The sequence below is a fragment of the Streptomyces sp. NBC_00102 genome (assembly GCF_026343115.1).
In the GTDB taxonomy this organism is placed as follows: Bacteria; Actinomycetota; Actinomycetes; order Streptomycetales; family Streptomycetaceae; genus Streptomyces.
Genome location: NZ_JAPEMC010000001.1, coordinates 2,242,051 through 2,261,143, shown reverse-complemented (window position 1 = coordinate 2,261,143; position 19,093 = coordinate 2,242,051). Strand labels below are relative to the sequence as shown.

Here is a 19,093-nt window from a genome sequence, read left to right as displayed (position 1 = left end):
CAGGAGCCCACGCCATGGCCATCGAGGTCCGCATCCCGACCATCCTTCGCACCTACACCGACGGCGCCAAGGCGGTCGAAGGCAGCGGTGAGACTCTCGCCGACCTCTTCCAGGACCTGGAGAGCCGGCACAAGGGCATCCGTGAGCGCATCGTCGACGGCGAGCAGCTCCGCCGGTTCGTGAACGTCTACCTCAACGACGAGGACGTCCGCTTCCTCGACGGCATCGCGACCAAGCTCAGCGACGGCGACAACGTCACCATCCTCCCGGCCGTCGCCGGTGGCATGCGCTGATGCGGTACGACTCCCCGCTGGCGGCCGTGGGCAACACCCCGCTGGTCCGGCTGCCGAGGCTCTCGCCCTCCGACGACGTCCGGATCTGGGCCAAGCTGGAGGACCGCAACCCCACCGGCTCGATCAAGGACCGCCCCGCGCTCCACATGGTCGAGCAGGCGGAGAAGGACGGGCGCCTGCGGCCCGGCTGCACCATCCTGGAGCCCACCAGCGGCAACACCGGCATCTCGCTCGCCATGGCGGCCAAGCTCAAGGGCTACCGCATCGTCTGCGTCATGCCGGAGAACACCTCCCAGGAGCGCCGCGACCTGCTCGCCATGTGGGGCGCGGAGATCGTCTCCTCACCGGCGGCCGGCGGCTCCAACACGGCCGTCCGGGTCGCCAAGGAGCTCTCCGCCGAACACCCGGACTGGGTGATGCTCTACCAGTACGGCAACCCGGACAACGCGGGCGCCCACTACGCCACCACCGGACCCGAGATCCTCGCCGACCTCCCGTCCGTCACCCACTTCGTCGCGGGCCTCGGCACCACCGGCACCCTCATGGGCGTCGGCCGGTACCTCCGCGAGCAGAAGCCCGACGTCAAGATCGTCGCCGCCGAACCCCGCTACGACGACATCGTCTACGGGCTCCGCAACCTCGACGAGGGCTTCGTGCCCGAGCTGTACGACGCCTCGGTGCTGACCACCCGCTTCTCGGTCGGCTCCGCCGACGCGGTCGCGCGCACCCGCGAACTCCTCCAGCAGGAAGGCATCTTCGCCGGTGTCTCCACCGGTGCCGCCCTCCACGCGGCCATCGGCGTAGGCCAGAAGGCCGTCAAGGCGGGGGAGAGCGCCGACATCGTCTTCGTCGTCGCCGACGGCGGCTGGAAGTACCTCTCGACCGGCGTCTACACGGCCCCGACCACGGAAGCCGCCATCGAGACCCTGCACGGCCAGCTCTGGGCCTGACCACCCGCACCGTGTACCCGCGACGCCGACGCCCGCACTCCGGGGCGTCGGCGTTCCGCGTCTCCGTACCAGTACGAGTACCCGTGCCCGCGCCTTGCCGGGGGTCCGCACGAGCATATGGACAGCCCTCAGCCCAGCCCCCGCACCCGCCCCCACAGATCCGGGCCGACCCTGCCCACCCGCCGTCGGAAGCCGTCCACCGCGACCTCCCGCAACTCGTCCGTCTCCAGATAACTCCGCCGCCCCCGCGCGTCGTCCACCGTCCCGGCGGGCAGCGCGATCACCCCCGGCCGCTCCTCGTGATGCTTGCTGGTGATCTTCGCGACCACCGCGCGGCCCCCGCGTACCGACAGCACCAGGCACGGCCGGTCCTTCGAACCCGGCCCGTCCTCGTACGGCACCTCGGCCCACCAGATCTCGCCCGGCTCCGGAACCGGGCCGGCCACTCCGCCCCGCCCCGGCCCCGAGGGGCCGCCCCTCGCGCCCCTGCCCGGCGGCCTCGTCCGGCCGCCCGGACGGCGCCCCGTACCCCGCTCGCCACCCCGGCGCCGCGCACCGCTCCGGCCCCGGCCGTCCACCACCGACGCCACCAGCGCCAGCACGACCAGTACGGCCAGAATCACCCACCAGTACGTTTCCATCCCCCGACCGTACCGGCGCCCGCACCGCCACAGCGGTGCCCCCGCATCACCTCCCCGGCGAACGCGCGCACGACCGAAGCGGCCCCGGCTTCCATCGAACCGGTGACAGCGCAGGTGAGTTCCCCCACAACGGCAGGCCGCGGAGGAGCGACCAGGAGAATCGCGCCTTAGGCTCGACGGACCGCACCCCCCGAATCCACCGGCCGCACCGTCGCCACGTCTCGGAGGTTCACGCTCCATGAAGCTCACCGTCGTCGGCTGCTCCGGCTCCTTCCCGTCCGCGGGATCGGCCTGTTCGAGCTACCTCGTAGAGGCCGACGGCTTCCGGCTGCTCCTCGACATGGGCAACGGTGCCCTCGGCGAGCTGCAGCGCCACGTCGGTCTCTACGACCTCGACGCCGTATTCCTCAGCCACCTGCACGCCGACCACTGCATCGACATGTGCGCGTACTTCGTGGTGCGCTACTACCCGAACAACGGCACCCGCCCCGCCGCCCTCCCCGTGTACGGACCCGAAGGCACCGAGCGCCGGCTGACCACCGCCCACGCCGACACCCCCTCCGAACGCGCCATGGGCGAGGTCTTCGACTTCCGCACGCTCAAGTCCGGCTGGTTCGAGATCGGCCCCTTCACCGTCCGCACGGAGAAGCTCTGCCACCCCGTGGACACCTTCGGCATCCGGATCGAGCACGGCGGCCGTTCCCTCGCCTACTCCGGCGACACCGGTGCCTGCGAGGCCCTGGACGAACTCGCCGAGGACGCCGACCTCTTCCTCTGTGAAGCATCGTTCATCCACGGCAAAGAGGACATCCCGGACCTCCACCTCAACGGTCGCGAAGCAGGGGAATGCGCCGCCCGCGCCCGCGCCGGACGACTCGTTCTCACCCACATCCCGCCGTGGACCGACGCCGAACGCAACATCGAGGACGCCCGCGAGGTCTACGCGGGCCCCGTCGAACTCGCCGTACCGGGCGCCGTCTACGAGATCTGAGCGGCGACCCGGGCCGGCCGGCGCCCGCACCCCGCCGGTCCGGTCCGCCGCCGGAGTCAGGCCCTGCGGCCCCGGCCGCCCAGCGCCATCCGGTTCCAGGTGTGCCGACGTCCCCGGACCGCCACGGAGTACGCGTACAACAGCTCCGGATCGCCCATGCCCGGCAGGAACGCGTCCCCGATGTGATGCGCGTCGACCCCGATCTCCTTGGCGTTCAGGGCCAACTGCGGCACCACGTCCGTGTGCGCACCCTCCTGACTCGTACCGATCGCCCCCATCACCACCGCCCCCGCGTCCTGCACCGCCGCCACCGCACCGGCCGCCAGCTCCTTCGTCACCCCCGGCATCGTCCCCGGCAACGGCAGCACCACCCCGTCCGCCCCCGCGTCCACCAGCGCCGTCAGCCGAGCCGCCGTCAGCCGCTCCGGACGGCCCGCGTGGTGCATCTTCCCGCTCCACAGCGCCACGTCGTCGCCGAGCCCGTCCCGCAGCTTCCCGGTCACCCGCGCCAGCCCCTCGTAGGAACCACCCGTCCCCGGATTCGCCGTCAGACAGAGCATCGCCGCACCCATCCCGATCAGCCGCTTCGCGAACTCCGGCTCCGCCCGCTGGATCTCCGGCACGTCCCCCGGCTCCAGATTGACCCCGACCGGACGGCCGATGTACCCCGCGAGATCGGCGATCGACGCGAAGACACCCAGCCCCGGCAGCACCAGGCGCTCCCCGTCCCAGGCGCGCTCGATCAGATTCAGCACCACGATGTCCGCACCGAAGGCCGCCATCAACTCGGCGTTGTGCACCCCGTTGTCGCCGGGCCGGACGGAGAGCGCGGCCCGGTCCGCGAACACCTCCGCCACCATCGTCCGCCCCTCGGCAGCGGCCACCGAAGCGGTCAGCTCCCGCCCGCGCAGGGCGGCGAGCTGCTCACGGTCGAGATCGAGGATGCGGGGCGTCGTCGGTGAAGTCATGGAACGAGCCTAAGGCGCAAAGGGGTAATTGGGGTGAAACACCCACGCGGTGGGGCGCTGCGGAGACGGACCGAGGGCCCCGGACCGCGCACGGTCCGGGGCCCTCGGGGCCGGGGGCTTTCGGCCCCGGCCGACGCGGCTACTTCGTCACGTCCCGCTCGATCTCCTTCTCCACCTCCGGGGGCTCCCGCCCGGGTGTCTGGAGATTGAACTTGGTGATCGCGAACCGGAAGATCACGTAGTAGATCACCGCGAAGCAGAGCCCGATCGGGATCAGTAGCCATGGCTTCGTATCCAGATGCCAGTTGACGACCAGGTCGATCAGCCCGGCCGAGAAACTGAAGCCCGCGTGGACGCCGAACGCCCAGGTGACACCCATCGACACACCGGTCAGGATCGCGTGCACGCCGTACAGGAGCGGCGCGACGAACATGAACGAGAACTCCAGCGGCTCCGTCACGCCCGTGACGAACGAGGTCAGGGCCACCGAAAGCATCAGGCCCCCCACCTCCTTGCGGCGCTCCGGCCGCGCGGTGTGCGCGATGGCCAGCGCCGCCGCGGGCAGGCCGAACATCATGATCGGGAAGAAGCCCGAGGTGAACTGCCCCGCCGACGGGTCCTCCGCGAAGAACCGGGAGATGTCGCCCTGCACCGTGTTGCCGTCGGCGTCCGTGAAGTCACCCGCCTGGAACCAGAAGAAGGTGTTCAGGAACTGGTGCATGCCGATCGGGATCAGCAGACGGTTGGCGAAACCGAAGATCGCCGCACCCCAGGCGCCGAGGTCGATCAGCTGCTTGGCGAACCAGGTCAGCGCGTCACCGACCGGCTGCCACAGCAGACCGAAGAGCACCCCGAGGATCACGCAGAGGAACGCCATCAGGATCGGCACCAGCCGGCGCCCGTTGAAGAACCCGAGCCAGTCCACCAGCTTCGTGCGGTGGTACCGCTGCCAGACCACCGCGGTCAGCAGACCGATGATGATGCCGCCGAGGACGCCCGGGTTCTGCGGAACACCGTCGGGCACCGCGTCGGTCACCGAGTCGTCCACCGGGAAGGCGGAGAGCACACCCCGGTAGACCAGGAAGCCGACCACCGCGGCCAGCGCCGTCGAACCGTCCGATTTCTTCGCGAAGCCGATCGCCACACCGATGCAGAAGAGCAGGGGCAGACCGACCGTGCCGTCCAGGATCGCGGTACCGCCGTTGAGTAGGACCTTGGACGTCTTGTCCCAGAACGCACCGTGCAGATACGAGTCGAACAGGTTGCCGAGGCTGACCAGCAAGCCTGCCGCGGGCAGCACGGCCACCGGGAGCTGAAGACTCCGGCCGATCTTCTGCAGACCCGAAACCGGGCCGTTCCACCACTTTGGCTGCGGACCCGCAGCCGCGGTCGTACTCATCGACATCCTCCCGGAACACGGTCACGTTCGGCGGTCGTCGCAGCCGGCTCGGGCCAGATGCGCGGACGGTACGGAGCCCGTCCCGAGGGCGGAGCACCGGTGAGCGTCATCCTTGGCGATGGTCCGACCGGGCGCCCGTGAAGTTGGGCCAACCGTGCGTTAGCGTGACAAAGCGGACTCATGGTGGATCCGCACGCTGCGACAGGGAGAAGGACATGGCCAGCAAGGCTGAGAAGATCGTCGCCGGGCTCGGCGGTATCGAGAACATCGACGAGGTCGAAGGCTGCATCACGCGCCTGCGCACCGAAGTCCACGACCCCAGCAAGGTCGACGAAGCCGCCCTCAAGGCCGCCGGAGCCCACGGCGTCGTCAAGATGGGCACCGCGATCCAGGTCGTCATCGGCACCGACGCCGACCCCATCGCGGCCGACATCGAAGACATGATGTGACGGCGTGAGGGGCCCCTCCCGCGCACGCGTCGGCAACGACCGCCAGCGGCGCGTCGGCAACGACCGACGGCAGCGCGTAGGCAACGACCGTCGGCTGACCGCCCTGCCACCGCACCGCCCCTGACACCCCCGCCGGGTGCGGGGTCCCGACCGGACCCGCACCCGGCACCCACCGCCCGCGGCGCACCGGCCCCGCCCGTGCCCGTACGCCGGCCCCCCTCCGTACGCCACGCCGCGACGACACCCGAACGGCACCCCGTCGCACCCGAACGGACCCGCCCCCGCCAACGGATAAAGTCGACGCCATGTCTCGCATCGACGGCCGCACCCCCGACCAGCTCCGCCCCGTCACCATCGAACGGGGATGGAGCAAGCACGCCGAAGGCTCCGTACTCGTCTCCTTCGGCGACACCAAAGTCCTCTGCACCGCCTCCGTCACCGAAGGCGTACCGCGCTGGCGCAAGGGCAGCGGCGAAGGCTGGGTCACCGCCGAGTACTCCATGCTCCCCCGCGCCACCAACACCCGCGGCGACCGCGAATCCGTCCGCGGCAAGATCGGCGGACGCACCCACGAGATCAGCCGCCTGATCGGCCGCTCGCTGCGCGCCGTCATCGACTACAAGGCCCTCGGCGAGAACACCATCGTCCTCGACTGCGACGTCCTCCAGGCCGACGGAGGCACCCGCACCGCCGCCATCACCGGCGCCTACGTCGCCCTCGCCGACGCCATCACCTGGGCCCAGGGCAAGAAGATCGTCAAGGCCGGCCGCAAGCCCCTCACCGGAACCGTCTCCGCCATCAGCGTCGGAATCGTCGACGGCACCCCCCTCCTCGACCTCCGCTACGAGGAAGACGTCCGCGCCGAGACCGACATGAACGTCGTCTGCACCGGCGACGGCCGCTTCGTCGAGGTCCAGGGCACCGCCGAGGCCGAGCCCTTCGACCGCAAGGAACTCAACGCCCTCCTCGACCTCGCCACCGCAGGCTGCGCCGACCTCGCCGCCCTCCAGAACGAGGCACTCGCCCGCACCCTCGGCGCATAGCACCCGCCTCCCCCCGGGTAAAGAAGCAACCAAGAACGCACCGCACAGCGTCGTCACAGACACGGGCGCACGGGTCGAACCGTGCGCCCGTCCATGTGACGACCTGTTCCATGCGTCGAACCGTCCATGTGACACCCGTCCATGCGACGACCCCGGGGAGGGACCGCACCATGGCTCTGCGCCGCCGCCACCACCGCACCGCACTCGCCGTCGCCGCCGCAGCACTGACCCTGACCGCGGCGGCCGGATGCGGCGCCGTCGACAAGGCCCTCGACTGCGTCCGCACCGCCGACGCCATCGCCACCAGCGTCGGCAACCTCCAGCAGGCCGTCTCCAACGCCTCCGGCGACGTGACCCAGGCGTCCGAGTCCCTCGACCGGATCGACCAGGAACTCGGCAACCTCAAGGACACCACCGACAACGCCGACCTCGGCAAAGCCGTCGACGACCTCCAGGCCGGAGTGACCCAGGTACGCGCCTCCATCGAGGCGGGCGACACCACCCCCGACATCGGCCCGATCACCGACGCCGCCGGCGAGGTCGGCAAGGTCTGTTCGCCGTGAACGGGTGAGGTGAGGAGGGCCCGAGGCTCCTTCGTGACGGCGGGGGAGTGACAATCGATCCATGACCCGCCTGATCCTCGCCACCCGCAACGCCGGGAAAATCACCGAACTCCACGCGATCCTCGCCGACGCCGGCCTCCGCCACGAACTCGTCGGCGCGGACGCGTACCCCGAGATCCCGGACGTCAAGGAAACCGGCGTCACCTTCGCCGAGAACGCCCTCCTGAAGGCCCACGCCCTGGCCCGGGCCACCGGCCACCCCGCCATCGCCGACGACTCCGGCCTCTGCGTCGACGTCCTCGGCGGGGCCCCCGGCATCTTCTCCGCCCGCTGGGCCGGCAAGCACGGCGACGACCAGGCCAACCTCGACCTGCTCCTCGCCCAGCTCGGCGACATCGACGCCCCGCACCGTGCCGCCCACTTCGCCTGCGCCGCCGCCCTCGCCCTGCCGGACGGTACGGAGCGCGTCGTCGAAGGCCGGATGCCCGGCACCCTCCGCCGCGTCCCGGCCGGCCTGTACGGCTTCGGCTACGACCCGATCCTCCAGCCCGAGGGCGAGACCCGTACCTGCGCGGAGCTCACCCCGGCGGAGAAGAACGCCATCAGCCACCGCGGCAAGGCATTCCGCGCGCTGGCGCCGGTGGTGCGGGAGCTGGTGGGCTGACGTCGAATGGGGCTACCACCTTCGATGTGAAGGTGATAGCCCCATTTCTCCTGTGGGCCCGGTGGGATTTGAACCCACGACACACCGGACCTAAACCGGCGCCCTCTTGCCAGCTGGGGTACGGGCCCGCTCGTCGATACTCTACTGGGTGAGCCTTCGCCGCTTGGAGAAAGTTTCGGTCTGGCTATGACAAGACGGACACAAGTAGCGCAGATTCTCGCGGCGATCGTCCAGGCGGTCACCGTTGACGTGATCGATCTCCAGTGCAAGGTGCTTGTCCTGCCAGGTGTCACCGATGCCGCACGCGGAACACGTGCGGGGGACCCCGATCTCATCGAGTGCGCGACGCAGCAGTGAGGTGCGGGTCCGGGCGGATCCGGACTCCCTGCGTCGCAAAACTTCGGATGCGCTCCTGCGGCGGGGAGAGCGGGTGCCCAGAGTGTGCCCCTGCCCGGTGAAGTGGGCAGTCGAGAGACCGTACGCGTCGAGGCTCTGTTTCAGCCGGGCGCGGACGGCGCCGTTGTCCGCGTGGCCGAGGAGTCTCAGTACCCCGGCCATGCTCTTGGATCCAGCGACGGCCGAGGCGAGTTCGCCGCGGGACGCGAGACGTGTGCGGTGTCCACGGGCCTTGGTGAAGTGCGAGGTGTCGATCCCCAGGCGGTCGAGCTTTTTCCGGACGTAGCCGTAGGGGCCGTCGCTGGGAGGAATCCCCATGTATTCCAGAACCTCCCGGATGTTGTGGGAGTGGGCCGCGGCTTCCTCGAGGAGTTGTCTCGTGTACGCCCGCGGTCTGCGTTCCGGCAGGGATGCCTCGACGAAATGGGAGGTGTCGATTCCGTAGTGCGTCAGGCGATCGCGCAGGTAGCGGAGCGGCCTGCTGCCGAGCGGGGCGCCCAGTCTGCCGAGCATGTCGACGAGGCTGGCAGAGGTGGCCGCTGCCCGAAGCAGGGTGTCGCGGGGGTACTTGCCCTGGTTGCTCATGCGGTACCCCGCCGCTTTCGCCCACGGTAGGTGTCCGTGACCGCATGGCAATTCGGGCAGATCAAGCGCAAGTTGTCCGGGCGGTTGTCCCACCATTCCCCACTCTTGTGATCGACCTCGAGTCGCAGCGGTTTGCCGTTCCACTCCGTGCCGGTGCCGCACACGGCACACGACTCGGGGATACCCCTCCGAAGCAGTTCACGGCGCAGCCTCCCGCCAGGAACTCTGCCGCCCGACGGGGATCCCAACGTCAGCGCATTTACCGCGGCGCTCTTCGGCCGGCTTCGAGTCACGCTCGAAAAGTGCGATGTGTCGATGCGGAGGATGGCGATCCGGCGGCCGATGTGAGCCTGATTTCCCCCCACCGGGTTGATGCCGAGTCGGCGGACGACTTCCGCCACGCTTGTGGAACAGGCGACCGACTCACGCAGTATCTCCTCCGTGTGGCGCACCCGGGGATCGACGAAGTGGGAGATGTCGATTCCGGCCTCGCGCATCCTGGCTCGTAGGTAGCTCCTGCTCCCCGGCGTCGGTGTGCCACCGCACCATCGCACCGCGTCGTCGCAGTTGGTCGTCTCGCGCGCTGCCTCTTCGAGCAACTCGCGGGTGTAGCGGACCGCCAACTCTCTTCCTCCCCGTCCGGTCGCGTGTGCGCGACCCCGTATGGAGCAACGAACCGTTCAGCGGGCCGTCACGTCCGGAATGCGGCGAGATGTGGAACGCCCCGTACCGCTTCGACGTGGGCCGGGAAGCGGTGCGGGGCGTTCCGTGCGGGCGTTCCGTGCGGGGGTGTGGGTCAGAACTTCGGGTCCGGCGACTGGGCGTGGACGAGTTCGGCCGCTTCCTCCTGGGTCTCCACCGAGGGCGGGGAGCCGTCGAGGGGCTTCTGGGCGGTTTCCTTCATGCAGGCCACGGAGATCACGCCGACCAGGGCGGCGGCCATCGCGTAGTACGCGGGCATCAGGTTGGTGCCGCTCCAGCTGATCAGGGCCGTGACGACCAGCGGGGTCGTGCCGCCGAAGATCGACGCGGAGAGGTTGTAGCCGACCGAGAGGGAGCCGTACCGGACGCTCGTGGGGAAGAGGGCCGGGAGCGCGGCGGACATGGTGCCGAGCATGCAGACCAGCGAGAGGCCGAGCATCAGCAGGCCGACGACGACGGCCGGGATGCTGCCCTGTCGGATCAGCAGGAACGACGGCAGCGAGAGCACCAGGAAGCCGAGCATGCCCGTCATCAGCAGCGGCTTGCGGCCGAAGCGGTCGGAGAGCTTGCCGACCCGGCTGATGACCAGCATGAGGAAGACCATCACCACGAGCAGGATCAGCAGGCCGTGGGTCTCGCTGTAGCCGAGTTCGTCGGAGAGGTACGTCGGCATGTACGAGAGCAGCATGTAGTCGGCGATGTTGTAGGCGCCGACCAGGCAGACGCAGAGGATCAGCGTCGGCCAGTAGGTGCGGAAGATCCTGGCGAGGTCGCCCTTGGCGGTGGTCTCCACGGTGTCGGCGGCCTCGGAGGCGTGGGCGGTGCCGCCCTCCAGCTTCTGGAAGGCGGGGGTCTCGTCGAGGCGGAGCCGGAGGTAGAGGCCGACCAGGCCGAGGGGGCCGGCGACGAGGAAGGGGACGCGCCAGCCCCAGCTCTCCATCTGGCCGGTGTCGAGGAGCGCGTAGAGCGCGGTGACCAGGCCGGCGGCGCCGACGTATCCGGCGAGGGTGCCGAACTCCAGGAAGCTGCCGAAGAAGCCGCGGCGCTTGTCGGGGGCGTACTCGGCGATGAAGGTGGAGGCGCCGCCGTACTCGCCGCCGGTGGAGAAGCCCTGGAGCATCCGGAAGAAGATCAGCAGGGCGGGTGCCCAGATGCCGATCGTGGCGTGCGAGGGGATGAGGCCGATGGCGAAGGTGCCGATCGCCATCATGATCATCGTCAGGGCGAGGATTTTCTTGCGGCCGATCCGGTCGCCCATGGGGCCGAAGAACATGCCTCCGAGCGGCCGGACGAGGAAGGCCACGGCGAAGGTGGCGAAGGAGGAGAGCAGCTGGGTCGTGTCGTTCCCGGACGGGAAGAAGACGTGGCCCAGGGTGACGGCGAGGTAGGAGTAGATGCCGAAGTCGAACCACTCCATGGCGTTGCCGAGGGAGGCCGCCTTCACCGCGCGCTTGACGGCCTGGTCGTCGGTGACCGTGATGTCGGTGCGGCGGAGTCTGGGGTTCTGGCGTTTGCGGACTGCCCGGAAGAGCGTGGGGTGGCGCTTGACCGCGTCGGGGTCGGCCGCCTGGTGGGGTTCGGTGGCCGCCATGGCCGGATCCTTTCCTCGGAGGGTGTTCCGGGGGAGGCTTCTGTGCGGCCATGGCGGTTGCAAACCGAATCGGGGGAGGATTGCGAGTTCCCTCACAGCTTCACGACAGGTTCCTCGCGACTGGCGTCGCCGCTTTCCGCCTGTTCGTGCGAGGTGTCGGCCGTGTCGGCCGTGTCGGCCGTGCCGGCGTGTCCGGGCGGCGGGCCGCACCGGGCGAGGGGGCCGGGCGTCAGATCTTGAGGTCCTTGATGATCTTCGCGACGTGGCCGGTGGCGCGGACGTTGTAGAAGGCGTGCTCGATCAGGCCCTCCTCGTCGACGACGAAGGTCGAGCGGATGACGCCCGTCACCGTTTTGCCGTAGGACTGCTTCTCGCCGTACGCGCCGTACGCCGCGAGGACCTCCTTGGAGGGGTCGCCGACCAGGGTGACCTTGAGGTGCTCCTGCTCGCGGAACTTCGCGAGCTGCTCCGGCTTGTCGGGCGAGACGCCGATGACGTCGTACCCGGCGGCGGCCAGCAGGTCGATGTTGTCGGTGAAGTCGCAGGCCTGCTTGGTGCAACCGGGGGTAAGGGCCTTGGGGTAGAAGTAGACGATCACCTTGCGCCCCTTGTGGTCCGCGAGCGACACGTCCTTGCCGTCGGCGTCCGGAAGGGTGAAGGCGGGGGCGGTGTCGCCGGGCTGGAGTCGCTCGCTCATGGTTCTCCTCGGGTGGCGCGTGGGATGTACGCGACCGAGCGTAATAGGGGTGCCGCCGGGTGTGCGGGCGGTCGAGCTGACAGACTGTCGATGAAGGTTTACCGGACGACCACCACGGAGGCGGCGCAGTGTCGGATACGAGGACCCCTGCGCAGATCGAGGCGGACATCATCAGCAGGCGTGAGCAGCTGGCTGTGGTCCTCGACGAGATCGGGGTGCGGGTGCACCCGAAGACGATCATCGGTGACGCGAAGGCCATGGTCGCCGAGAAGGTGGACCGCACGGCGGGCCGCGCGTACGTCGCGGTGAATCGTTCGGTCTCGGACGTGAAGGCGCGGTTCGTGGCGGAGGACGGCTCGCCCCGGCTGGAGCGGGTGGTGCCGGTGGCGCTGCTCGCGGTCGGTGTGGTGGGTCTGCTGGTCGTGTCGACGCGGCGCGGGAACGGGAACTGCCGGCGCCGGAAGTAGCCGGTCCGGTGCTCCCGCGGCGGGGGCGCCCGGTCGGGCGTCCTGGGCGCGGGAAGGATACGCGGCGTGACGCGGAAGCGGGTGGACACACCCCTACGGCGTACGGGCGGCGGCCCGGCGGGTAGGTTGCGGGGCGTGAGCGACAACACCCAGGACGACAAGCTGCCCATCCGCATGTTGCACGACCGTGTGCTGGTCCGGTCCGACTCGCCGGAGGGCGAGCGCCGGTCGGGCGGCGGCATTCTGATTCCCGCGACGGCGGCGGTGGGCCGTCGGCTGGCCTGGGCCAGGGTGGTGGCGGTGGGCCAGAACGTGCGGTCGGTCGAGCCCGGGGACCGGGTGCTGTACGACCCCGAGGACCGCGCCGAGGTCGAGGTGCGGAGCGTCGCGTACGTACTGATGCGGGAGCGGGATCTGCACGCGGTGGCGGCGGACCGGTTCGAGGGCTCGGTGGATTCGACGGGTCTGTATCTGTAGCCCCCGGCCTGCGGGCTGTATCCGTAGCCCCCGGCCCGCTTGCTCCGGTGGGGCCCGGTGACCGCGGTCACCGGGCCCCACCGCGTTTGTTGCTACGGTGGGATCACCCGACGAGACGCGCCGTACCGGGCTTGTAAAGACGACGCAGTCCGTGTTGTTCCGCGTGTCGTCGTCGGAGGTGGCCGTCGTGGCCTGGGTTCTCTTGATCATCGCCGGTCTGCTCGAAGTGGGCTGGTCGATCGGTATGAAGTACGCGGAGGGGTTCACCCGGCTGTGGCCGAGCGTGTTCACCGTCCTCGGGATCGTGGCCAGCATGCTGCTGCTCGCGCAGGCGGCGAAGTCGTTGCCGATCGGTACGGCGTACGGCGTCTGGGTGGGGATCGGGGCCGCCGGTGCGGCGGTGCTGGGGATGGTGGTGCTGCACGAGCCGGTGACCGCCGCCCGGATCTTCTTCGTCTGTCTGCTGCTGGTCTCCGTGGTGGGGCTGAAGGCGACCTCGGGGCACTGAGCCGCCTCCGGTCTGCGGGGTGGTCCGCCCCGGGGTCTCACCGCCAGGGGTAGCGGAACTCCGGGCCCCGGTCCGGGCCCCGGGCGCCGCCGACGAAGCCGCCGTCCCGGGGGCCGCCGGTGCCGTTGTTCCCGGTGGGGCCGGGTTCTCCGTCGTCCCCGGTGGTGCCCGCGTCGGTGCTGCCGCCGTTCGCGCCGCCGTCGCCGGCGGTGCCGCCGTTCGCGGTGCCCCCGTCCCCGTTGTCTCCGGTGCCGCCGCCGGTTCCAGTGCCGCCGCCGGTTCCGGTGCCGCCGTTCGCGGCGTTGCCGCCGGTGGGGCCCGTTCCGGTGGTGCCGCCCGCGCCGGTGTCGGTCGGGCCGGGGGTGGCCGGGGCCGTGCCCGCGGGGGTGGTGGGGATCTCGCCGCTCGGGGTGTCCGAGGGGGAGTCGGGGTCGTTGGGCGACGTCTCCTCGCCGGTGGGGTCCTCGGGTTCCTGAGGTTCCTCGCTGCCCTCCGCGAGATCCAGGTCGAACTCCTGCACCTCGGAGCCTTCGAGGGCGGCGGCGGTGTAGTCGGCCCAGGTCTCGGCCGGGGCGCCGCCGCCGTTGACGCGGGACTGGCCGAGGGCTCCGTACAAGGACTCCTGCGTCCCGGTGTCCGGGTCCTGGCCCATGACGGCGACGACGGTCGCGAGGTCCGGGGTGTAGCCGGCGAACCAGGCGGCCTTGTCCTCCTCGGCGGTGCCGGTCTTCCCGGCGGCCGGGCGGCCCGCGGCCCGGGCGGCGGTTCCGGTGCCGCCCTCGACGACGCTCCGCAGGATCGCGGTGGTGGTGTCGGCGGCCTGTCTGCTGACGGCCTGCCGGGTGGTGGTGCCGGGCAGCGAGACGGTCCGGCCGTCCTTGGTGACCTTCTCCACGAGGGTGTACGTGCCACGGCGCCCGTGGTTGGCGAGGGTCGCGTACGCCTCGGTCATGTCGAGCACACTGGCGGTGGCCGGGCCGAGCGCGATGGACGGGGAGGCGGTCAGGTCGGGGGTGTTCTCGGGGATGCCGAGGTCGACCGCCGCCTCCTTGACCTTCTCGGGCCCGACGTCCTCGGCCATCTGCGCGTACACCGCGTTGACGGACTTGTCGGTGGCCGCGCGGACGGTGATGTCGCCGTAGCTGAGGTCGTCCTCGTTGGCGGGGGCGTACCCGGTGTCGCCCCGACTCCCTTGTACAGGACGCTTGTTGGTGCCGTCGTAGCGGGTGTTCGGGGTGATGCGGCGGCCGTCCTGGGTGGTGGAGTCGTTGGCGACGGCGGCGGTGAAGACGAACGGTTTGAAGGTGGAGCCGACCTGGTAGTCGCGGCGGGTGGCGTTGTTGACGTACTGGCGGGTGTAGTCGATGCCGCCGTACAGGGCGACGACCTCGCCGGTGGCGGGGTCGATGGAGGCGCCGCCGACGCGGACGTTGCGGTCGGCCTTGTTGCCGTCGTCGGTGCGGGAGGTCACGTTCTCCTCGACGGCGTCCACGAAGGCGTCCTGCTTCTCCTTCTCCAGGGTGGTGGTGATCCGGTACCCGCCGGTCGCGAGGGTCTCCTCGTCGACGATCCCGTGGCCGGTGAGGTAGTCCTTCACCGCGTCGACGACGTAACCGCGCTGCCCCGAGAGGCCGGTGGACGTCTTCGCCTCGTCCGGCGGCGGGAAGGTGAGCGCGGCGCGCGCGGACACCCCGAGCCACTCCTCCTTGGCCATGCCGTCGAGTACGTAGTTCCAGCGGGCGAGGACGGCCGGCTTGTTCTCCGGGTGGGCGACGACGTCGTACGCGCTGGGGGCGTTGAGGAGCGAGGCGAGGTACGCGCCCTCGGCGACGTCCACGTCGGTGACGTCCTTGCCGTAGTACGCCTGGGCCGCGGCCTGGATGCCGTAGGCGTTGCGGCCGAAGTAGCTGGTGTTGAGGTACCCCTCGAAGATCTGGTCCTTGGTCTGCTCGCGGTCCAGCTTGATCGCGATGAAGAACTCCTTGGCCTTGCGGACGACCGTCTGCTCCTGGCCGAGGTAGTAGTTCTTGACGTACTGCTGGGTGATGGTCGAACCGCCCTGTCTGCCCTTGCCGGTGACGGTGTTCCAGGCGGCGCGGAGCATGGCGCCGATGTCGACGGCGCGCTCGGAGTAGAAGTTGCGGTCCTCCGCGGCGAGCACGGCGTGCCGCACGTCCACGGGGACCTGGGCGAGCTGGACGTTCTCCCGGTTGACCTCGCCGTCGCGGGCGATGACCGCCCCGTCGCGGTAGAGGTAGACGTTGCTCTGGGCGGTGGCGCTGGAGTTCGCGGCGGGGATGTCGACGAGCTGGTACCCGGCGATGAAGCCGCCCACGAGAAGCACGGCGATCAGCAGTACGGCCCCGAGGACCATGCGCCAGGTCGGTACGAGGCGGCGCCATCCCTTGCGCCGGGGGCGTTTCGGGCGCTTCTTCGCGGTCTTGCCGTCCGGTGTCCCGTGCGGGTGCTCCTCCCCGGCGGGCGCGGCGTCCTCGTGTCCGGCAGGTTCCCCCGAGGAGTCCCGGGGGGCCCAGCGCTCTGGCTCGTCGCTCATGTCGGTGAAGACTCCTCGGCCGCGGGACAGTCCTCTCATACTGCCCCTTTCGCACCGATAACCCTCGGAACGCACCTGGTTGCGCCCCGGTACGCCCTGCGGAATGCCGCGCGCGCCCCCGGAAAAGAGGTCGCCGGGCGCCGCAAACCTGGGTTACTGTCGGCCGCTTTGGCGCCGGGAGGGGAGAGACGTGCGGGTTTATGCCGTGGTGGCGGCGGGCGGGTTCCGCCGGCATGCCACGTACCGGATGGCGACGATGGCGGGGATCTTCACCAACACCGTCTTCGGCTTCATCATCGCGTACACCTACACCGCGCTCTGGGCGGAGCGGCCGGACCTCGGAGGGTACGACACCGCGCAGGCGCTGACCTACGTCTGGCTGGGACAGGCGCTGCTGATGACGTGTTCACTGATGGGCGGCGGATTCGAGAACGAGCTGATGGAGCGCATCCGCACCGGCGACATCGCGATCGACCTCTACCGGCCCGCCGACCTCCAGTGCTGGTATCTGGCCGGGGACCTGGGCCGGGCCGCCTTCAACTTCCTGGGGCGCGGCGTCGTACCGATGACGATCGGTGCGTTCGCCTTCGACCTGGCGCTGCCCGTCTCGCCCTGGACGTGGCTGGCGTTCCTGGTGTCGCTGGCGCTCGGGGTGGTGGTCAGCTTCGCCGTCCGCTTCCTCGTCGCGCTGGCCGCGTTCTGGCTGATGGACGGGGCGGGGGTGCTCCAGATCAGCTTTCTGACGGGGCTGTTCTTCTCGGGGCTGCTGCTGCCGCTGAATCTGTTCCCGGGGCTGCTGGGCGAGGTGGCGCGGGCCCTGCCGTGGTCGGCGTTCCTCCAGGTGCCCGCCGACGTGTTCCTCGGCGAGCGGACCGGGTGGGACCTGGTGGGGGCGCTCGCCTTCCAGGCGGGCTGGGCGCTGGTGCTGCTGTCGACGGGCCGGGTGCTCCAGTCCGTCGCGACGAGGAGAGTGGTGGTGCAGGGTGGCTGACACGGTGCTCGTCCCGGGCGGCGGAGGCGCGGGCGGTGACGGCGGCGGCAGCGGTACGGACGGTGACGCGCGTACGGGACGGGGGTCCGGGTCCGGCGCCTGGGCCCGGCCAGGTCCCGGCGAGCGGTCGCCGCTGGTGGAGGGGGTCCGCGCCTACCGGCTCATCGCGGGGATGTGGATCCGCTCGACGATGGCGTACCGGGCGTCGTTCGCCATGACGACACTCGGCAACTTCCTCGCGACGGTCTTCGACTTCGTCACCATCATGCTGATGTTCGGCCACGTCGACGCCCTGGGCGGCTACTCCCTGCCGGAGACCGCCCTGCTGTACGGGATGGCGGCGACCGCGTTCGGGCTGGCCGACCTGCTGCTGGGGTCCCTGGACCGGATCGGTGAGCGGGTGCGGGACGGCACCTTCGACACGCTGCTGGTGCGCCCGGTGCCGGTGCTGGTGCAGGTGGCGGCCGACCGGTTCGCGCTGCGCCGGGTGGGGCGGATCATCCAGGGGCTGATGGTGCTGGGGTACGCCCTGGTGGTCCTCGACATCGACTGGACCCCGCTGAAGGTGCTGCTGGTGCCGCTGGCGGTGGTGAGCGGCGGGGCGTTCTTCGGGGCGGTCTACGTCGGTGGGTCGGTCGTCCAGTTCTTCGCCCAGGACGCGGCACAGGTGCAGAACTCCTTCACGTACGGCGGCCAGACCCTGTTGCAGTACCCGCCCTCGGTCTTCGCCCGCGAGCTGGTGCGCGGGGTGACGTTCGTCGTGCCGCTGGCCTTCGTCAGCTGGCTGCCCGCGCTGTACGTGCTGGGGCGGGAGTACCCGGTGGCGCTGCCGGAGTGGGTGGCTTTCCTCTCGCCGCTGGTGGCGGCCGGGTGCGGGCTGCTCGCCGGGCTGGCGTGGCGTGCGGGGCTGCGGGCGTACCGGAGTACGGGAAGTTGACCGGGAACGGGGTTGCGGGGATGGGTTCGGGCGTGGGGACGGGAGCGGACACGGGCATGGAGCGGAACACGGACACGGGTGTGGCAGCGGCGGTGACGGCGGTGGGGCCGACGGTGAGGACGAGTGTGGGGGCGGCGGTGACGGCGGTGGGGCCGACGGTGAGGACGAGTGTGGGGGCGGCGGTGGCCAGGGACGTACGGCCCCCGGGGCCCGACGATTCGTTCATCGAGCTGGACGGGGTGGAGAAGGTCTTCCAGGTGCGCAGCAGGACGGGCTTCCTGCGGCGCGAGCGCCGCGAGGTGCGCGCGGTGGACGGGATCAGCTTCCGGGTGGCGCGCGGCGAGATGGTCGGGTACATCGGCCCGAACGGCGCGGGCAAGTCGACGACGATCAAGATGCTGACGGGCATCCTGACCCCGAGCGGGGGCCGGTTGCGGGTCGCGGGCGTCGACCCGTCACGGGACCGCACCCGGCTGGCGCACCGCATCGGGGTGGTGTTCGGGCAACGCACCACGCTGTGGTGGGACCTGCCGTTGAAGGACTCGTACCGGCTGATGCACCGCATGTACCGCATCCCGGAGGCGCGTTACCGGGAGAATCTCGATCGGTGCGTCGAACTTCTCGATCTGGGAGACCTGTTGGACAAGCCGGTGCGGCAGCTCTCCCTCGGGCAGCGGATGCGCGGCGACATCGCGGCGGCACTGCTGCACGATCCGGAGGTGCTGTACCTGGACGAGCCGACGATCGGGCTCGACATCATCTCCAAGACCAAGGTGCGGCAGTTCCTCAAGGACCTCAACGAGGAGCGGTCCACCACCGTGCTGCTCACCACCCACGACCTCACCGACATCGAGCAGTTGTGCCGCCGGGTGATGGTGATCGACCACGGCCGGCTGATGTACGACGGCGCGCTCGCCGGGCTGCACGAGGCGGGGGAGGGCGAGCGCGTGCTGATGGTGGACCTGGAACGCGAACTCCCGCCGATCGCGGTGGAGTCGGAGGGGCCGTTGCGGGCGCGGGTGCTCAGGACGGAGGGGCCGCGCCAGTGGCTGGCGCTTCCGGCGGGCGCCTCCGTGGCCCCGCTGGTGGCGCGGATCGCGGCGGAGTACCCGCTGAAGGACCTCTCGGTGCGGGAGCCGGACATCGAGGACGTGATCGCCCGGATGTACGCGGCGGGTTCGCACCCCGCGGCGTGACCCGGGGGCTCTGGTCCGTGGGTGCGCGTGG

Annotated in this window: 21 protein-coding genes, 1 tRNA gene and 1 riboswitch; of the genes, 13 read left to right on the top strand and 9 right to left on the bottom strand. The window is 70.4% G+C overall.

Features of this window, described 5'->3' with window-relative positions:
- The first annotated feature begins 14 nt into the window (after nucleotides 1–14).
- A complete protein-coding gene (locus OHA55_RS09950; RefSeq protein WP_266704854.1) occupies nucleotides 15–293 on the top strand; it encodes a MoaD/ThiS family protein in 279 nt (92 codons plus the stop codon).
- Nucleotides 293–1,243, top strand: a complete 951-nt coding sequence (locus OHA55_RS09945; RefSeq protein ID WP_266704852.1) for a PLP-dependent cysteine synthase family protein — start codon at nucleotides 293–295, stop codon at nucleotides 1,241–1,243. Before OHA55_RS09950 ends, OHA55_RS09945 begins: the two co-directional genes overlap by 1 nt.
- Nucleotides 1,244–1,371: 128 nt before the next feature.
- Here the strand turns inward: OHA55_RS09945 and OHA55_RS09940 are convergent, their stop codons facing one another.
- On the bottom strand, nucleotides 1,372–1,884 hold the full coding sequence (locus OHA55_RS09940; protein ID WP_266704850.1) for a type II toxin-antitoxin system PemK/MazF family toxin: 513 nt from the start codon (nucleotides 1,882–1,884) through the stop codon (nucleotides 1,372–1,374).
- Nucleotides 1,885–2,122: 238 nt separating this feature from the next.
- Here OHA55_RS09940 and OHA55_RS09935 point away from each other — a divergent pair, with 238 nt between their 5' ends.
- Nucleotides 2,123–2,875, top strand: coding sequence for an MBL fold metallo-hydrolase (locus OHA55_RS09935; protein WP_266704848.1), 753 nt, complete (start codon nucleotides 2,123–2,125; stop codon nucleotides 2,873–2,875).
- 56 nt (nucleotides 2,876–2,931) lie between these two features.
- On the opposite strand, the gene OHA55_RS09930 is transcribed toward OHA55_RS09935, so the two are convergent.
- A complete protein-coding gene (locus OHA55_RS09930; protein WP_266704846.1) occupies nucleotides 2,932–3,843 on the bottom strand; it encodes a hypothetical protein in 912 nt (303 codons plus the stop codon).
- Between the two features lie 139 nt (nucleotides 3,844–3,982).
- Complete coding sequence (locus OHA55_RS09925; protein ID WP_266704844.1) at nucleotides 3,983–5,242, bottom strand: PTS transporter subunit EIIC; 1,260 nt, start codon at nucleotides 5,240–5,242, stop codon at nucleotides 3,983–3,985.
- A gap of 215 nt (nucleotides 5,243–5,457) precedes the next feature.
- Here OHA55_RS09925 and OHA55_RS09920 point away from each other — a divergent pair, with 215 nt between their 5' ends.
- From OHA55_RS09920 to rdgB, 4 genes are all read left to right on the top strand, one after another.
- Nucleotides 5,458–5,691, top strand: a complete 234-nt coding sequence (locus OHA55_RS09920) for a PTS glucose/sucrose transporter subunit IIB (RefSeq protein ID WP_266704842.1) — start codon at nucleotides 5,458–5,460, stop codon at nucleotides 5,689–5,691.
- A 305-nt stretch (nucleotides 5,692–5,996) separates the two neighbouring features.
- Nucleotides 5,997–6,734, top strand: coding sequence for a ribonuclease PH (gene rph / locus OHA55_RS09915; RefSeq protein WP_266704840.1), 738 nt, complete (start codon nucleotides 5,997–5,999; stop codon nucleotides 6,732–6,734).
- A gap of 170 nt (nucleotides 6,735–6,904) precedes the next feature.
- On the top strand, nucleotides 6,905–7,297 hold the full coding sequence (locus tag OHA55_RS09910) for a hypothetical protein (protein WP_266704838.1): 393 nt from the start codon (nucleotides 6,905–6,907) through the stop codon (nucleotides 7,295–7,297).
- 61 nt (nucleotides 7,298–7,358) lie between these two features.
- Nucleotides 7,359–7,961, top strand: coding sequence for an RdgB/HAM1 family non-canonical purine NTP pyrophosphatase (gene rdgB / locus OHA55_RS09905; protein ID WP_266704836.1), 603 nt, complete (start codon nucleotides 7,359–7,361; stop codon nucleotides 7,959–7,961).
- Between the two features lie 53 nt (nucleotides 7,962–8,014).
- Here the strand turns inward: rdgB and OHA55_RS09900 are convergent.
- The 5 genes from OHA55_RS09900 to bcp form a co-directional block, all read right to left on the bottom strand.
- Nucleotides 8,015–8,089 (bottom strand) — tRNA-Leu (locus OHA55_RS09900).
- Nucleotides 8,090–8,102: 13 nt separating this feature from the next.
- The gene (locus OHA55_RS09895) at nucleotides 8,103–8,942 is read right to left on the bottom strand and encodes an HNH endonuclease (protein WP_266704834.1); all 840 of its coding nucleotides are present in this window, start codon (nucleotides 8,940–8,942) and stop codon (nucleotides 8,103–8,105) included.
- Entirely contained in the window at nucleotides 8,939–9,565 is a 627-nt protein-coding gene (locus OHA55_RS09890; RefSeq protein WP_266704832.1) for an HNH endonuclease, read from the bottom strand. Before OHA55_RS09890 ends, OHA55_RS09895 begins: the two co-directional genes overlap by 4 nt.
- Before the next feature lie 173 nt (nucleotides 9,566–9,738).
- On the bottom strand, nucleotides 9,739–11,235 hold the full coding sequence (gene proP, locus OHA55_RS09885) for a glycine betaine/L-proline transporter ProP (RefSeq protein ID WP_266704830.1): 1,497 nt from the start codon (nucleotides 11,233–11,235) through the stop codon (nucleotides 9,739–9,741).
- Nucleotides 11,236–11,464: 229 nt separating this feature from the next.
- The gene (bcp, locus tag OHA55_RS09880) at nucleotides 11,465–11,932 is read right to left on the bottom strand and encodes a thioredoxin-dependent thiol peroxidase (protein WP_266704828.1); all 468 of its coding nucleotides are present in this window, start codon (nucleotides 11,930–11,932) and stop codon (nucleotides 11,465–11,467) included.
- Nucleotides 11,933–12,060: 128 nt separating this feature from the next.
- On the opposite strand from bcp, the gene OHA55_RS09875 reads away from it, so the two are divergent.
- From OHA55_RS09875 to OHA55_RS09865, 3 genes are all read left to right on the top strand, one after another.
- On the top strand, nucleotides 12,061–12,399 hold the full coding sequence (locus tag OHA55_RS09875; protein WP_266704826.1) for a DUF3618 domain-containing protein: 339 nt from the start codon (nucleotides 12,061–12,063) through the stop codon (nucleotides 12,397–12,399).
- Between the two features lie 135 nt (nucleotides 12,400–12,534).
- Nucleotides 12,535–12,876, top strand: a complete 342-nt coding sequence (locus OHA55_RS09870; RefSeq protein ID WP_266704824.1) for a co-chaperone GroES — start codon at nucleotides 12,535–12,537, stop codon at nucleotides 12,874–12,876.
- A gap of 83 nt (nucleotides 12,877–12,959) precedes the next feature.
- Nucleotides 12,960–13,025: riboswitch (guanidine-III (ykkC-III) riboswitch) on the top strand.
- A 38-nt stretch (nucleotides 13,026–13,063) separates the two neighbouring features.
- Nucleotides 13,064–13,384: a multidrug efflux SMR transporter gene (locus tag OHA55_RS09865; RefSeq protein WP_266704822.1), complete on the top strand. Its 321-nt coding sequence runs from the start codon at nucleotides 13,064–13,066 to the stop codon at nucleotides 13,382–13,384.
- 37 nt (nucleotides 13,385–13,421) lie between these two features.
- Here OHA55_RS09865 and OHA55_RS09860 read toward each other — a convergent pair whose 3' ends face one another.
- Nucleotides 13,422–15,938 (bottom strand): transglycosylase domain-containing protein, encoded by a 2,517-nt coding sequence (locus tag OHA55_RS09860; protein WP_266704820.1) that lies wholly within the window; start codon nucleotides 15,936–15,938, stop codon nucleotides 13,422–13,424.
- A 190-nt stretch (nucleotides 15,939–16,128) separates the two neighbouring features.
- Here OHA55_RS09860 and OHA55_RS09855 point away from each other — a divergent pair, with 190 nt between their 5' ends.
- The 3 genes from OHA55_RS09855 to OHA55_RS09845 all read left to right on the top strand — a co-directional run bounded on the left by OHA55_RS09855 (nucleotide 16,129) and on the right by OHA55_RS09845 (nucleotide 19,062).
- Nucleotides 16,129–16,929: an ABC-2 family transporter protein gene (locus OHA55_RS09855; protein WP_266704818.1), complete on the top strand. Its 801-nt coding sequence runs from the start codon at nucleotides 16,129–16,131 to the stop codon at nucleotides 16,927–16,929.
- A 133-nt stretch (nucleotides 16,930–17,062) separates the two neighbouring features.
- The gene (locus tag OHA55_RS09850; protein WP_266710512.1) at nucleotides 17,063–17,866 is read left to right on the top strand and encodes an ABC transporter permease; all 804 of its coding nucleotides are present in this window, start codon (nucleotides 17,063–17,065) and stop codon (nucleotides 17,864–17,866) included.
- Between the two features lie 56 nt (nucleotides 17,867–17,922).
- Nucleotides 17,923–19,062 carry an ATP-binding cassette domain-containing protein gene (locus OHA55_RS09845; RefSeq protein ID WP_266704816.1) on the top strand — a complete coding sequence of 380 codons (1,140 nt, stop codon included), beginning with the start codon at nucleotides 17,923–17,925 and terminating at the stop codon, nucleotides 19,060–19,062.
- Nucleotides 19,063–19,093 lie beyond the last annotated feature (31 nt).

Bases quoted from the DNA above. Each gene is read 5' to 3' on its own strand.
- OHA55_RS09950 (WP_266704854.1), top strand. From the start codon at position 15: ATGGCCATCGAGGTCCGCATCCCGACCATCCTTCGCACCTACACCGAC.
- OHA55_RS09945 (WP_266704852.1), top strand. From the start codon at position 293: ATGCGGTACGACTCCCCGCTGGCGGCCGTGGGCAACACCCCGCTGGTC.
- OHA55_RS09940 (WP_266704850.1), bottom strand. From the start codon at position 1,884: ATGGAAACGTACTGGTGGGTGATTCTGGCCGTACTGGTCGTGCTGGCG.
- OHA55_RS09935 (WP_266704848.1), top strand. From the start codon at position 2,123: ATGAAGCTCACCGTCGTCGGCTGCTCCGGCTCCTTCCCGTCCGCGGGA.
- OHA55_RS09930 (WP_266704846.1), bottom strand. From the start codon at position 3,843: ATGACTTCACCGACGACGCCCCGCATCCTCGATCTCGACCGTGAGCAG.
- OHA55_RS09925 (WP_266704844.1), bottom strand. From the start codon at position 5,242: ATGAGTACGACCGCGGCTGCGGGTCCGCAGCCAAAGTGGTGGAACGGC.
- OHA55_RS09920 (WP_266704842.1), top strand. From the start codon at position 5,458: ATGGCCAGCAAGGCTGAGAAGATCGTCGCCGGGCTCGGCGGTATCGAG.
- rph (WP_266704840.1), top strand. From the start codon at position 5,997: ATGTCTCGCATCGACGGCCGCACCCCCGACCAGCTCCGCCCCGTCACC.
- OHA55_RS09910 (WP_266704838.1), top strand. From the start codon at position 6,905: ATGGCTCTGCGCCGCCGCCACCACCGCACCGCACTCGCCGTCGCCGCC.
- rdgB (WP_266704836.1), top strand. From the start codon at position 7,359: ATGACCCGCCTGATCCTCGCCACCCGCAACGCCGGGAAAATCACCGAA.
- OHA55_RS09895 (WP_266704834.1), bottom strand. From the start codon at position 8,942: ATGAGCAACCAGGGCAAGTACCCCCGCGACACCCTGCTTCGGGCAGCG.
- proP (WP_266704830.1), bottom strand. From the start codon at position 11,235: ATGGCGGCCACCGAACCCCACCAGGCGGCCGACCCCGACGCGGTCAAG.
- bcp (WP_266704828.1), bottom strand. From the start codon at position 11,932: ATGAGCGAGCGACTCCAGCCCGGCGACACCGCCCCCGCCTTCACCCTT.
- OHA55_RS09860 (WP_266704820.1), bottom strand. From the start codon at position 15,938: ATGAGCGACGAGCCAGAGCGCTGGGCCCCCCGGGACTCCTCGGGGGAA.
- OHA55_RS09845 (WP_266704816.1), top strand. From the start codon at position 17,923: ATGGAGCGGAACACGGACACGGGTGTGGCAGCGGCGGTGACGGCGGTG.